The sequence below is a fragment of the Kineococcus sp. NBC_00420 genome (assembly GCF_036021035.1).
Taxonomy (GTDB): Bacteria; Actinomycetota; Actinomycetes; order Actinomycetales; family Kineococcaceae; genus Kineococcus.
On record NZ_CP107930.1, the window covers coordinates 324,823 to 338,710 of the forward strand.

Here is a 13,888-nt window from a genome sequence, read left to right on the forward strand (position 1 = left end):
CTGCTCCCCCCACCGCGTCTCACAACCGATCTTGGTCGTCCTGATTACAACTACTCGTCATATCTTTACCTACCGCTAAGCATTGGAGTAGGCACAAACGTGACGTTATTTATACTACTTCAGGTGCAGGTGCTGGTTGTTCCTGCAGCACAACGCGGCCGTCGGTCCGCTTCTGCGGGATCGCGGAGGCAGTCGTGCGCCGCTGCCGCTGATGCACATTTAGCCAGGGCAACACCTCAGCGGCGGGCATCGGACGGGCGTGGTGGTAGCCCTGCGTCTCATCCACCCCAAGCTCGCTCAAGCGCTGCAGGGTGGCGACGTCTTCCACTCCTTCAACCAGTAGTCGCATGCCCAGGCTGTGAGCCAGCTCGACGGTGCCGGCGATAATCGCGGCGGTACGCCCCCCCTCCACACCGACCCCACCCGCTGAATTACCTGCCGTGCCACCGGCGGGGTTTTCACTGGCTAGGCGCAGTGTGAAGGCACGGTCCAGTTTCAGCTCCACCGCGGACAGGTCCTGCAGATAGGCCAGTGAGGAATACCCGGTGCCATAGTCATCGATGCTCACCGCCACGCCACGCCGCAGCAGGTCCTCGATCGTGGCCCGGCTGGTGTCCGGGTCGCTCATCAGGGTGGTCTCGGTGATCTCCAGCACCAGCGCGGTGGCCGGAAGGCCGCTATCGGCGAGGACCTGGTCGACCAACGGCACCAGGTCGGGGTTGACCAGGCAGCTGGTGGCGAGGTTCACCGCGATGCGCAGCGGGAAACCTGCGGCGTGCCAGGCGGCCGTCTGCTGCACGGCTTGGCTCAGGACCACCGTGGTCAGCTCACTCATCAGCCCGTGCGCTTCGGCCAATTCCACAAAGTGCACCGGCGCCAGGACCCCCAGCTGCGGGTGCGCCCAGCGCACCAGCGCCTCCATGCCCACCACCGCTCCGGTGCGGACATCGACCTGGGGTTGGTAATAGGCGATCAGCTCACCGCCGGTAATACCAGTACGCAGCTGCTCCACCCGCTGCAGGCGCTGGCGCGCGGCCTGACCGGTGGCCTCGTCGTAGCGTGCGGTTCCCCCACCGGCGCGTTTGGCGGTGTACATCGCCGCGTCGGCCCGGCGCAGCAGCTCAGCCCCCACCTCGTGCTGTGAGTCATCGCTCAAGCCATCGGGTGAATCATCGCCCGCATCGTCGCGCCCCTGCTGTTCGGCTGGCGGGGCGAAACCGAAACCGGAGCCGGTCCCGGGGCCGAGGCAGGTGAAGGGCCAGACGGCGATGCCGATGCTGGCGCCCACGTGGGCACTCAGCGCTCCCAGGGGAAAGGGAGCACCCAGCGTCTGCAGCAGCCGCTCAGCGATCCGCTCGCCCTGCCCCAGACCCACCTCCGGCACGAGCACAGCGAACTCATCACCGCCCAGCCGGGCCAGCAAAGCCGCCGGAGGCAGCACCGCGGCCATGCGGGTCGCGACCTGACGCAGCAGGTCATCGCCGTACTGGTGCCCCAGGCTGTCGTTGACGTCCTTGAAGTGATCCAGGTCGATCACCAGCAGAGCACCCGCTGACTGTGGCCCGCTACGCCCGACGACTGCACGCCTGTCTGCGTGCTCAGCACCGGCGCGGTCAATGCTGAGGGTGGACAGCCGCTGCAGCAGGGCGCGGCGGTTGGCCAGTCCCGTCAGCTCATCGCTCAGCGCCAGGCGGTGACTATCAGCCAGGCGCAGCACCTCGCGGAAGACGACCAGCACCTTGATCCCGATCAGCAGGATCGTAAGTAGGCTCAACTCAGCGGCCAGAGCAGGCAGCGGGGTACGCAAGTGAACCCCCAGCAGCGTCACACTGCCCAGCAGCGCCAGGGTGGGGGCCAGCAGCACCGGCCACCCCTCGGCCACCACCTGGGTGGGTGGGGCCGGTCGACGCCAGGACGCGCTGGTCAGCAGCACCAAGGCGGCGAAGCGAGCAGCGTCGACGCTCGGTCCCACCAGCGGATTACCCAGCAGCGGATGCACCAGGAGACCAGTCAAGCGTCCGACCCCGGCCACATCAGCCAGCAGCAGCAGCGCGAACGCCGCCGCCACCAACCCCAGGCGCCGATCACTGCGCCAGCCGACCATGGCGGCGTTGGCCAGCGCGAAGGACAGCATCAACAGATCCAGCGCGATCCGCCCCACCAGCGCACTGGCGGCCAGCGTTCCCAAGCCGGTGCGGGCCTGCAGGTCAGGGACAACGAATGCCTGGGCCAATGCCATCAGCAGCACCGTGGTGATGACCCCGTCCAGCCAGGCGCTGGGCAGCAGACGCTGCACCCGCTGACGCAGCAGCGCCATCTGCGCGGCGTAGAGCAGCGGGTATGCACCGAGACCGGCCAGAGCCCACACTGCGTGCTCCTGCACGGCACTGGGTAGCACCTGAGAGGAGCCGTCAGAGGCGTCGAGTAGGAGGGCCTGTCCTCCCAGTAGCACCGCAGCGCCGGCGGCCAACAGGGCCCACACACCCCGCCCGGCCGGTACCACCACCACACGTACCGCCAGCGCTGTCAAGGCTGCCAACATGCCGGCCAGGTACAGCGATGTCTCCGCTCGGCCGGCCGGGACCACCGCCAGCAGCGCCAGCAGCAGCACCGGCGCTACCACTGGTGCGAGGACTAGGGCCGGTGAGATCAGCCGCGCCAGCCGAGCGCTACGCACTGCATGCGCCTTCACCCTTGGCCCCTCCCGTCATACCGTTGAGAGCGCTCAGCGGGAGGCCAGGCGCTCATCTGGGCGCTCCCTTGCAGAGGGCTAGATGCCGTTGCCGCAGCGAGCTGCTTGGCGCGAGGCCGCAGCGTGATCGACAGCAGGCTCCGCCCGCTGCCATCGCTCTTCCTGGAAGTTTCGGCACGGCCGCAACGTTCTTGAGTCCTCCTTGGGCCCAGCGGTCTCTCTTTTCGGGGAACCAGCAGCCAGCACCTCAGTCAGCACCTTGCACCCCTTGCACCCCTTGCACCCCTTGCACCCCTCGATGGCGACGGCCTCAAGCCGAATGCGGAGCACCCGATGCTGCCCCGGTCGGTCCCCGGTGTCTTCCCGTTTCTCGTGCTGGTCGAGGTGAGGCCGAAGGGACACGACATCAGTCACAACATGAGTCACGGCATCGGTCACGGCATCGGCGGCGTCACTGGTCTCAGCGAGGGGGTCTTGGGGATGGTGTTCAGACGCGGTCGAGACAGGAGTACCGAACCGTCCCCAGACTCGGGCTCGGGTGCTGACGCCCGAGCGCTGTCGGAAGTGGTCGCTACCTTGCAAGATCTGCTGGATCACCCCGGCGACGACCTGCGTCCGTTGCTGGAGGTCGTGCGCGTCGCGTTCGGCATGGACTACGCCTCCTCTTGGGCGCCTGCGGCGGGTGGGCAGGGATGGCGTGCCACCACCCAGGCCGGATCGCTGGGCGAGGAGTTCGAGGCACTGACCGCGCGCTTCGTCGACCCGGGCGACAACTCTGACGGAGTGACTTCCTGCGGTGCTGCGCTGGGCCGGGGTGGGCCCGGTATTCATCGACAACGTCGATGCTCTGGACCAGCCACAGTAACCCTGCGAACGAGGACGCGCGGCGGCGCGGGCGGGCACCCGTTCCCGTTTCAGCTTCCCAGTGGTGCAGCGCGGTGAGGTCAGCGCCGTTTTCGACTTCTTCTCCCGCGCCCCGATGAGCCCCTGTCCGGCTCGGGCGGCGACGTGAAGGCGTTGGCTGACGTCATCGCCCTCACCTTCCGCCCGCGCGAACAGACCCAGGCGAAGGCGGGCACGCCGGCTCCACCCGTAAGACATCTCGGTGTGGGCGTATCCGCCACCAGCAGAAGACTCCCTCACCCAACAGCGATGAGATCACCGGTCATCGGGTTTGCGGTCGGCCGCCACGGCGTCGCGCGAGCCCATGGGCTGCTCCGGGCCGACGGTGGTGTCCTTGTCGGTCTGCTTCTCCGCCTCCGCGTTGACCTCGGCCCCAAGCAGGATCGCGTAGCTCGTCAGCCACAGCCACATAAGCAGGACGACGACCCCGGCCATCGACCCGTAGTTCTTGGCGTAGGACGACTGCCCGGCGGTGGAGACGTAGATCGAGAACCCCGCCGAGACGATGAGCCAGAGGACCGTGGCGACCCCCGCACCGACCGAGACCCACTTGACGCGGGGCGAGTCGCGGTCGGGGGCGACGCGGTAGGCGACGCCAAGGGCGATGAGGATCAGAGCGAGCAACAGCACCCAGCGCAGCACGTTCACGACGATGCTCACCGCGCCGCTCGCCCCGAGGGCGTCGACCAGGACGGGGGCGACGCCGATGAAAGCGATCGCCAGCAGCATGAAGACGATGGCTCCGATCGTGAGCACCAGAGCCGTGCCCTTGCGCTTGAGGAACCCGCGCGTCTCCTTCTCGTCGTAGGCGGTGTTGGTCGCCGCCATGAGGTTCTCGACGCCGCTGGAGGCGCTCCACAGGGCCAGGAGGACGGCGACGATCGCGGTGATGCCGGCCGCGGACTTGCCGGAGGCGACGGTCTGGACCTGCTTGACCACCAGGTCGCGAGCCTCAGTCGGGATGGCGCTGATCCCGTTGATCTGGTCGACGATCGTCTGGGTGTTGCCGAAGATCCCCCAGATCAGGAACGCCGCGGTGAGCGCCGGGAAGATCGCGAGGAAGGCCTTGAAGGCGACCCCGGCCGCCAGCAGCGGCACCTGGTCGTCCTTGGCCTCCCCCCACGCCCGTTTCGTCACCGCGAGCCACCCCTTCGCGGGGATCTGCTGCGGGGAGTCGGCATTCTCGCCTCGCTCTCCCCCTCCGTCCACCCCACGTTCGTGCGCTCTACCGTGGTGCTCAGAAGGTTGATCACGTCGCATGGCCCGGCTCATGGCTACAGGATCTTTGCTTCAGAGGTGATCCGCCCCCTGACCATGCCGAGCTGGGTCTACACACTGAACACTCTCAACGCCGCTCAGCGTAGGAGGCACCAGCAGCGCGAGGCGGTTCGCCGGAAGCTGAACGTCATCCCGTACTGCGCGATGCCACCATCTCGCCGCTGGCAGGACATCGACACCGTAGGGGCAGCCGTCTGCTGACAAGTAGCTATCCGATCAGGCAACATCACCATCCCCCACACATGATCATCCCTGTGAAGCGACGCATCGGCATCGAAGAAGAATTCCTACTCGTAGACCCCACCACCGGACAATCTCGCCGCAACGGCCCCGACATCGCCGCCGCAGCAGAGGAACAGACCGAACTGCAACGTCAGCAGGTCGAGACCGGCACCGACCCCCACACTGACCTCAGCGACGTCCTCGCCGACCTCACTAGCCGTCGAACGCGGACTGCAGCTCTCGCTGAAAAGCAAGGCACCCGACTGCTCGCCCTGGCCACACACCCCCTCCCCACCACCCCCGACCTCACCCCCGGCGCCCGCTACGAACGACTCAGCCAGGAGTACGGCCTCCTGGCCCGCGAGCAACTGACCTGCGGCTGCCACATCCACGTCGAAGTCCCCGACCGCGACGAGGCCGCCGCCGTGCTGGACAGGATCCGCCCCTGGACCGCCGTCCTGCTGGCCCTGTCCACCAACTCTCCCTACTGGCAAGGCCAAGACAGCGGCTACGCCTCCTACCGCGCCCAAGTGTGGGATCGCTGGCCCACCGCCGGCCCCACCGAAACCTTCGGCGATGCCGCCGGCTACGACACCCACACCGCGCGGCTGCTGGCCACCGGTGTCCCTCTCGACCCCGGCCAGCTCTACTTCGACGCCCGCATCTCAGCCACCCAACCCACCGTCGAGATCCGCGTCGCCGATGTCTGCCTACGCGCCCGTGACGCCGTCCTGCTCGCCGCCCTCACCCGCGCCCTGGTCGAGACCGCAGCCCGCGAAGCCTCCGACGGCCATCCCGTCCCCGACGTCTCCGTCGCTGAGCTGCGCGCCGCCTCCTGGCGCGCGGCACACGACGGACTCGGCGGCGTCCTCATCTCCCCGCACACTGGACGACCTGCCCCGGCAGCCGACGTGGTCATCGCGCTCCTGGACCACATCAGCCCTGCCCTGCGCGACGCCAGCGACGACGACTTCGTCGCCGCTGGCCTCGCACAGGTGCATCAGCGCGGCACCGGTGCCGACTGGCAACGCAACACCGCCGACGCTCTTGGCCCAGCCGAGATGATCACTCAAGCGGTCGAGCTGACCCGGTCAACCTGACCGGTCTCACTCTGGCGTTCCCATTCCAGCGTTCCCCACTCCACCCCGCGCTACTCATACCCTCCTCGCGCCGAACATTGACGCCTCCCAGTGAGCGCTCCTGGCTGCGGGGAGTCGGAGTGAACGAGCCCGGGAGGGCTTCTTGACCAGCTTCCTCGTGCTGCGGTGGCAGAGCGGGCTCTACCCGTCACCGACGGATATCCCTTGGCGACGGGAATCCAACGCCGAACGACGACGACTGGAGCGTGGTCACGGAAAGACGTATTACTTCTTTTCCGGCTCTTGTGACACATGTATGAGCTCAGATTGGCTGTCCCGACGCCTCTGAGCAGCTGAGATGCAGGGCGCACGCCGTCCTGGTGGCTACGGTCCTGATTGTCGAGATCATGATCGTCACCACGGGAGAACGGCGTGCGCGGAGCCAGGATATGGGTTGAGCTGCTCGGACTGCAGCAGGCCGTCGTCGAAGACGTCGAGCTCGACGAGGACGCCGGGGTGCTCGTCGTGTCGGTGCGGGTGCCTAAGCGCGCCGCTAACCGGTGCGGGCGGTGTCGGCGGCCGTGCCGCCGCTTCGATGCCGGGCGCGGAGTCCGGCGGTGGCGGGCGCTGGACGTGGGCAGTGTGCGCGCGTTCGTCCAAGCGGCAGCGCCGCGGGTCCAGTGCCGAAGGCATGGAGTGGTGGTGGCTGCCGTGCCGTGGGCTCGTCACGACGCCGGTCACACTCTCGCCTTTGACGAGCAGGTCGCGTGGCTGGCGGTTCACACGTCCCGATCAGCTGTGCGCAGTTGATGCGGGTGGCGTGGCGGACGGTTGGGGTGATCGTCGAGCGGGTCACGGCGGGCGCATTGACAGGGGCGGACCGGTTCGCGGGGCTGGCTCGGATCGGCATCGATGAGATCTCCTACAAACGCGGCCACAAGTACCTGACCGTCGTGGTGGATCACGACACCGGGCGGTTGGTGTGGGCCGCGCCGGGTCGGGACAAGGAGACGCTGCGGGGGTTCTTCGACGCACTCGGTCCCGAGCGGTCGGCGTCGATCACGCACGTCTCCGCCGACGGTGCGAACTGGATCGCGACGGTTGTGGCGCAGCGGTGTGCGAACGCGGTGCGCTGTGCTGATCCGTTCCATGTCGTGCAGTGGGCGAGCAAGGCGTTGGACGAGGAGCGTCGGGGTTCGTGGAACCGGGCTCGAGGCGCGGTTGGTCGTGACCGATCGCTGGGTAGAGCGCCGGCGGCGACCGGGGGTGCGCGGTCGCTGAAGGGGGCGCGGTGGGCGTTGTGGAGGAACCCTGAAGACTTGAGCGAGAACCAGGCGGCGCAGTTGGGATGGATCGCGCGGACGGATCCGCGCCTGCATCGGGCGTACCTGTTGAAGGAGGGTCTGCGGATGGTTTTCCGGATCGCCCGTCAGGACGGTCCGGGCGCGGCGAGCCAGGCGTTGGATCGGTGGATCGGGTGGGCCCGGCGGTGTCGGATCCCGGCGTTTGTGGCTCTCTCGCGCAACATCATCAGGCACCGGCCGGCGATCGAGGCGACGTTCGAGCATGGCCTCTCGAATGGGTTGGTGGAGTCGATGAACACGAAGATCCGGGTCCTGACGCGGGTGGCGTTCGGGTTCCACTCTTCGGCACCGTTGGTGGGGTTGGCGATGCTGGCGTTGGGTGGGTTCTGCCCGCCGCTACCGGGGCGGGGAGGCCGGTGACGGCTTCACACATGTGTCAGGAGAGCCCAAAAACCCCACCCACTACCGGAGCGATCAGATACAGCCACAGTGCATGCAGGTTGCCCGACACCAGCGCCGGGCCGAAAGCCCGGGCCGGGTTCACCGCCCCACCGGTGACGGGAGCGGCGACGAAGATGCACACCGCCAAGGCCGCACCCACCGCCAACGGCGCTGCCGCCGCCGGCACCCGATCATCAGTGGCTACCGAGATGACCACCAGGACCAGGACGAAGGTGACCAACGCCTCCACGAAGAACGCCCGTCCGCTCGAGACCCCCGGGGCCGGGATCGTCGTGGAGAAGTTGATGACCTGGTGCCCGCGACCGCTGTAGGCCGCCCACGTTGCCAACGAGGCCAGCACCGCTCCCAGCAGCTGAGCGACGACGTACACAGGGACCGCACGCCACGGGAACTTCCCCGTCACCGCCAGACCCAACGTCACCGCAGGATTGAGGTGACAACCTGAGACGTGACCCAACGCCGCGACCAGAGCCATCAGGGCCAGCCCGAAAGCCAGGACGATGGCCAGCAGGTCATACAGCGAAGGGTTCGTCAACGCACCGGCCACCGCCACCGCACTGCCGGAGAGGATGAGGACGAACGTGCCGAGCAGTTCCGCCGCGCCAGAACGCAAGACGTTCTCCCCGGCTGAGCTGCCGAACAAGCCACGCGACGCGCGGTCTGCCCGCAAGCCCCTCGGATTATCGCTGAAGCTCTCCTGCGAGGTCGTGGAGCGCCCCGGATGGGGTTCGTCCCGCGCGTGGTGGGAACTGTGTGGGGGGTTCGGACGAGTCGTCACCCGGCGTTCAGCGCCCCAGACCGGCACGGTCGACACGGCGGTGGAACCGCATCCCGGCCAACCCACCCAGAATCGCCCCCAGCAACGCGACGACGACCGCCGCAACCAACGCGATGATCGAACCGGTGGTCAACGAGCCGGCATCGACGGGGATGCGGGGGAAGCTGTTCAACTGCCCCAAAACATCGAACTTGCTGCCCGCGACCGCGGCAGCGACCGCGACGACAACGGCGATGACGATCGCCCACACCCACACCGCGATGCCCTGTTTGACCCCGTTGAAGCGAGCCATCCGCCCCGCGACGTAGCCACCGCAGAAGTAAGCCACCAACAACACCACGAGCACCCCGATCGCGCCGGCGACACCAATGGTCGCAGCGTTTTGACCGGCGCTGTCCTGGGCTCCGGTCAGGGCCTGGTTGAGCCCGCCGGAGCTGGCGACGCCAATCGCGGTGCCGGTCGCGGCCAGCAGCGCGGTCAGCAGGACGGCCGTACCGGTGGCAGTGAGCCAGCCGAAGAACGCTGAACCGACCTTCACGCCACCGTGGGCGTTCTTCTCCCGGTTCACCACCGATGCACGATCCATCGCGTCACGGGTGGTGTCATGACTGGTGTCGGAAGAGGTGTTGTGGTGAAGGACTTGTGGGGTGTCGTCACCGGTCTGCTGGCGACTCTGGCCGGCGTTCGTGCTCATGCCGCGGCCATTGTTCTGACCGGCGTTGTTCTGACTGGCGCTGTTCTGATCGCTGTTGTGCCGGTCGGTAAAGTTCGCGTCACCGGCAGGGGTGCGGTCACTGGCGGCGTGGGCGCCGTCACCGGTAGGTGTACTCATCGCGGAATTCTCCTGGCTGTGCGGACAAACACGGGGAATGAATACGGGGGGGGAGGAATGGACACTCGGGTGCAGGCGGCCGGGGAAGGCGAGCCTGGCGGCGGTGGAAAACACGAATAGTCGGAGAACGCGCGACGCCCCGAACGATCGATGTCGTCCGGGGCGTTGCAGTCAGTGAGCCTTTGTCAGTAGCGGCGTGAGCAACTGCCGCATCCCCGGGGCAGAGGCGTTGGGGCACGTAGGGCCTGGCCGGTCACGATGGTGGCGACCAAGCTCAACCGCCGTGCCCGTCAGGACCCTACGTGCTCTCCTATCGTGCCAGCCTCGACGTCTCCCGCGACCTCGCCCAGGCCGTCGCCCGCCTGCTGTCCGCTCACCGCATCCGGATCGGCACCCGCCGTGGACGCCGTGTGCTTGGCTGTTTCGCTCAGGCGGTACTGCTGCTGCGGTTCATGCGCCAACGCGCCGCGGTCGCTGACCTCGCCCGCGACAACGCCGTCAGCTTGAAGACCGCCTACCGCTACCTGCACGAAGCCCTGGACGTCCTCGCCGACCAGGCTCCCGAACTGCCTGAGGTGGTTGCCGAAGCCGTGAACAAAGGAACCGACCACCTGCTGCTCGATGGCACCCTCATCGACACCGACCGCGTCCACGACCCAGGTAGCCGACGCGACCGCTGGTACTCCGGAAAGCACCGCCAGCACGGCGGTCTCGTCCAGGTCGTCACCGATCCTGACGGGCGGCCATTGTGGGTGTCGCCGGTCGAGCCGGGCTGCACCCACGATCTGACCGCAGCTCGTGTCCATGCCCTGCCTGCGCTCTATCCCGCTGCTCGTGACGGTGTCCCCACCTTGGCCGACAAGGCGTACACCGGTGCTGGAGTCGGCATCCGCGTTCCCGTCCGACGTCCCCGAGGCGGGCAGGTCTTGGATCGAACAACTCGGGGCTGGAACTCCTATGTGAACTCCGCCCGTGCTTTCGTCGAGCACGGCATCGCTCACCTCAAGACCCGCTGGCGGGCGCTACGTCGCGTCAGCCTCTGCCCCCGGCGCATCTCCGCGATCGCTGCCACGGCCCTCGTTCTCAGCCAGATGGAGAACCGTTACTGACAAAGGCTCAGTGACCAATCGTCACCATGACTTCAGTGACCGATCGCCATCGTGCCTTCGAGCGGTGTCAGCGTGCGGAGGTTTCACGCAGCACGCTGAGATAAACCTTTCGAAGGAGGATTCAGAGGCCGAGCTTGCCGGCGATCCCGCCAGCTGCCCCGCCCCCACCCAGCTTGGAGAGCAGGTCCGCGGGGCTGATACCCAGTTTGGAGAGCAGTCCAGCGTGCTCGTCGGTGTCGACCGTGTCGGGAAGTTCACCCTCGGCCTGCTGGGCCTTGTCGTCATCTCCCTGCCCCTTGAGCAGGGACAGGATCTGGTCCTTGGGAATCTGCATGATGGTCCTCTCAGAGACGGGGTCATCCCCCACAGACTTTCGGGAAAACAATTCAGACATCGCCGGATAGGCCACTGGTGTAGATCTCGGCGTTGACGTCGTGTGAGGCGTCAGTGGTCCTCGATAGGGCCGTCGACAGGGCCGCCGATAGAGCCCGCGACGTGGGCGTCGGTATCAACGTCCACAACCTCAGTGCCCAGCGAGGCGGAGACGACCTGCTCCCCGTTCACTGTCCGCACCCCTACCGAGACTCGTTCCTTGGCGACCACTCGCATGGTGACCTCAGGAACCTCCTCGTGCAGAACGATGACCAACCCCGAAGCGTCCGCACCTGCCACCGAGAGCTCCGTCCCAGCCCTGCCGTTACCCGTCTCGTCACGCAGGCCATCATCTGCGGCACCAGTCAACGGTTCGTGACTGATGACCAGCTGTTCGATGCGGACCGGGACTTCAATGGTGCGGGTGCTGGTGACGATCTGCTTCACGAACCGAACCCGCTCGGTGGCTACCCGCTGTCGGGAGATCAGCAACCGTTGCGCGTGCAGGACGACCTCGACGTCAGAAGTTCCGCGCGAGACCGCACCCACGGCACTACGGGCATCGGCGGAGTTCATGTCTATGGAGTTGATATTCATGAAGTCAACCTCCCCGGAGTTCGGGTCCACGGGGTCACTGCTCACGGGGTCCCTGCTCATGGGGTCCCTGCTCACGGAGTCCCTGCTCACGGAGTCCCTGCTCACGGAGTCCCTGCTCACGGAGTCCCTGCTCACGGAGTCCCTGCTCACGGAGTCCATGTTTATGGGGTCCATGTCATGTCCTGACGTCGAGGTCATGAAACAGTCAGCTCACTTGCGCTTGTCGTGCTTGCCCGTGGTCCCGGCGGTGGTGGTGCCGGTCTTGACGCCGGAGTCAGCGTCGAGCTCGATCTGCTCTTCACGGAGCTCGGCCTGGACGGTCTCGGTGCCCTGGACGGTTTCGGTGCCGAGCTGGACGCGCTCGACGGCGACGACGTCCTTCTCGGCCACGGCGCGCTCCTCGGTGAGCACAATTTCGTGCTCCTCCTCGGTCAGGTCCCCACCGGACAGGGCGTCACCGCGGTTGGCGTCGGTGATGGGCTCGCGGGTGATGGTGACCTCTTCGTGGGAGACCGGGACGGTGCGGGAGACGTTCTCGGTGGTGATGTACTTGCGCAGCCGCGCACGACCTGCTTCGCGGGTCTCGGTGCCGACGCGCAGTTCTTCCTTCGAGCGGGTCATCGCGTTGTCGGTGTTGTCACCGGAGGTGTCGTAACCCTCACCGCGGGTCGCGGTGGTGTCGTACTGGCCACCAGTAGCAGTGGTGTCGTAGTCGGTGCCGGTGTAGCTCCCGGTCTGACCAGTCGTCTGTCCCGCCATCTGGCCGGTGGTCTGGCCGGTGGTCTGGCCGGTGGTCTGGCCGGTGGTCTGGGTGGAGGCGCCCGGGTCGGCGATGCCGTAGTAGGCGTACAGGTCAGCCTCATCGGCCTCGCTGAGCTGGGAGTCGGGGTCGTGGTGGGGAGCGTCCTTCACCATGGCCTTCTCGAACGGCACGTTCAGGGTGTCGCCGGACATGCTGGCCTGAGCCAGCGGGATCAGGGAGAGGCTGGAGCCGAAGAACCCGGTCTTGACCGACACCCATTCCGGCTGGCCGGTCTCGTTGTCGAGGTAGACCTCGTCGACCTTGCCGATCTTGTCGCCATCGTTGTCGGTCACGGTGGTACCGAAGAGGGTGTCGGCGCTGAAGTTGCTGGGCATGAGGTTTCCTTCTTGGTGCATCGAATGAGGGTCACCGGCTGGTGCCGGTGACCTGACCGGGAGGTTACGACCCGGCGTACGGGGTTCTTCGGTGTGTTGGTCTTCGCTGTGCTGGTCTTCGGTGTGCTGAGTCCTGACGTTCTGGGTCAGCGTCCGCGGCGGGCGCTGATACCGGCGACGACGGTGACACCGACCGCAGCGACCGCGACCTGGAGGATCAGCTCGATCCAGTCGATACCAGGAGTGTCGGCCACACCGAGGGGTTTCGCGATGGCGGTACCGATGAGGGCAGCGACGATCCCGACGATGATGGTCAACAGGATGGAAATGTTCTGCCGGCCCGGCAACACCAGGCGGGCGAGGGCACCGATGACGGCGCCGATGATGATCGCGGTGATGATGCCACCGATGGTCATGATGCTCCTGTGCTCGAGATGGTCGGGTACTTCACCTAACTGTTCCAGCGGCGCAGCGAACGACGAGCCTTCGCCGACCCCGGCGAATCCCCAGCATGCGCCCGGTTCGAGACCAATCGACCGGCTCCCTGCAGACCCCGCGACAACTGCGTCGAACCGTTGCGGGTTTCCGAGCCACGTCCAAGCGCACCGAGCAAACCCGCGGCGGCGGGAACAGCGAGGGAGAAGATGATCCAGCGGCGTAGACCACCGGACAACAGAACCCACATGAGACAGCTCCTGACGTGAAGGACACCAACGACGGTGAAAGGGTTTCTCGGGCCGCGTTGGCCGGTAGGGAACCACGCAGGACGCAGGCCGTTACCCACGTCCTGCGCAGTTCATAGCCGGGCAGTTCATAGCCGGGCAGTTCATAGCGGGCCTGACTGCAGTCTCACCATCAGACTAGGCGTGAGACCGGCCTTCAAAGCCCCGCCGGTCCCGGGGGTTACTTGAAGGCGTCCTTCACGTTCTCCCCGGCCTGCTTGGCCGAGCCCGTGACCTTCTCGCTCTGACCTTCGGCCTTCAGCTGCTCGTCGCCCTGGGCGTCACCGAGCTTCTCCTTGGCCTGACCGGTGGCCTTCTCTGCAGCGTTCTTGGCCTTGTCGACGATGCCCATCATGTCCTCCACGAGAGTGGTGCACGACCGTCACCCGAGCGGGCGGCGG

The 13,888-nt window shown here is 66.8% G+C and carries 12 protein-coding genes and 1 pseudogene; 4 read left to right on the forward strand and 9 right to left on the reverse strand.

The annotated features are described in order from the left end of the window. Positions 1–109 precede the first annotated feature (109 nt). Positions 110–2,611, reverse strand: coding sequence for a putative bifunctional diguanylate cyclase/phosphodiesterase (locus OG218_RS01630; protein WP_328291460.1), 2,502 nt, complete (start codon positions 2,609–2,611; stop codon positions 110–112). 414 nt (positions 2,612–3,025) lie between these two features. Here OG218_RS01630 and OG218_RS01635 point away from each other — a divergent pair, with 414 nt between their 5' ends. Next, the gene (locus tag OG218_RS01635; protein ID WP_328291461.1) at positions 3,026–3,634 is read left to right on the forward strand and encodes a hypothetical protein; all 609 of its coding nucleotides are present in this window, start codon (positions 3,026–3,028) and stop codon (positions 3,632–3,634) included. A gap of 216 nt (positions 3,635–3,850) precedes the next feature. On the opposite strand, the gene OG218_RS01640 is transcribed toward OG218_RS01635, so the two are convergent. After that, a complete protein-coding gene (locus tag OG218_RS01640) occupies positions 3,851–4,804 on the reverse strand; it encodes a YihY/virulence factor BrkB family protein (protein WP_328291462.1) in 954 nt (317 codons plus the stop codon). Positions 4,805–5,115: 311 nt separating this feature from the next. Between OG218_RS01640 and OG218_RS01645 the strand changes: the two genes are divergently transcribed. Next, positions 5,116–6,195, forward strand: coding sequence for a carboxylate-amine ligase (locus OG218_RS01645; RefSeq protein WP_328291463.1), 1,080 nt, complete (start codon positions 5,116–5,118; stop codon positions 6,193–6,195). 411 nt (positions 6,196–6,606) lie between these two features. Beyond that, positions 6,607–7,898: pseudogene (locus OG218_RS01650) on the forward strand (ISL3 family transposase). A 16-nt stretch (positions 7,899–7,914) separates the two neighbouring features. Here the strand turns inward: OG218_RS01650 and OG218_RS01655 are convergent. Further along, the gene (locus OG218_RS01655) at positions 7,915–8,754 is read right to left on the reverse strand and encodes an MIP family channel protein (RefSeq protein ID WP_328291464.1); all 840 of its coding nucleotides are present in this window, start codon (positions 8,752–8,754) and stop codon (positions 7,915–7,917) included. Then, positions 8,726–9,550: a hypothetical protein gene (locus tag OG218_RS01660; RefSeq protein ID WP_328291465.1), complete on the reverse strand. Its 825-nt coding sequence runs from the start codon at positions 9,548–9,550 to the stop codon at positions 8,726–8,728. Before OG218_RS01660 ends, OG218_RS01655 begins: the two co-directional genes overlap by 29 nt. Before the next feature lie 302 nt (positions 9,551–9,852). On the opposite strand from OG218_RS01660, the gene OG218_RS01665 reads away from it, so the two are divergent. Then, a complete protein-coding gene (locus OG218_RS01665; protein WP_328291466.1) occupies positions 9,853–10,659 on the forward strand; it encodes a transposase family protein in 807 nt (268 codons plus the stop codon). 121 nt (positions 10,660–10,780) lie between these two features. On the opposite strand, the gene OG218_RS01670 is transcribed toward OG218_RS01665, so the two are convergent. The 5 genes from OG218_RS01670 to OG218_RS01690 form a co-directional block, all read right to left on the reverse strand. Beyond that, the gene (locus OG218_RS01670; RefSeq protein WP_328291467.1) at positions 10,781–10,993 is read right to left on the reverse strand and encodes a hypothetical protein; all 213 of its coding nucleotides are present in this window, start codon (positions 10,991–10,993) and stop codon (positions 10,781–10,783) included. A 110-nt stretch (positions 10,994–11,103) separates the two neighbouring features. Next, positions 11,104–11,802 (reverse strand): YsnF/AvaK domain-containing protein, encoded by a 699-nt coding sequence (locus OG218_RS01675; protein WP_328291468.1) that lies wholly within the window; start codon positions 11,800–11,802, stop codon positions 11,104–11,106. A 36-nt stretch (positions 11,803–11,838) separates the two neighbouring features. After that, positions 11,839–12,765 (reverse strand): PRC and DUF2382 domain-containing protein, encoded by a 927-nt coding sequence (locus OG218_RS01680; RefSeq protein WP_328291469.1) that lies wholly within the window; start codon positions 12,763–12,765, stop codon positions 11,839–11,841. 146 nt (positions 12,766–12,911) lie between these two features. Next, positions 12,912–13,181, reverse strand: coding sequence for a GlsB/YeaQ/YmgE family stress response membrane protein (locus OG218_RS01685; protein ID WP_328291470.1), 270 nt, complete (start codon positions 13,179–13,181; stop codon positions 12,912–12,914). A gap of 487 nt (positions 13,182–13,668) precedes the next feature. After that, positions 13,669–13,839 carry a CsbD family protein gene (locus OG218_RS01690; protein WP_328291471.1) on the reverse strand — a complete coding sequence of 57 codons (171 nt, stop codon included), beginning with the start codon at positions 13,837–13,839 and terminating at the stop codon, positions 13,669–13,671. Between the last annotated feature and the right edge of the window lie 49 nt (positions 13,840–13,888).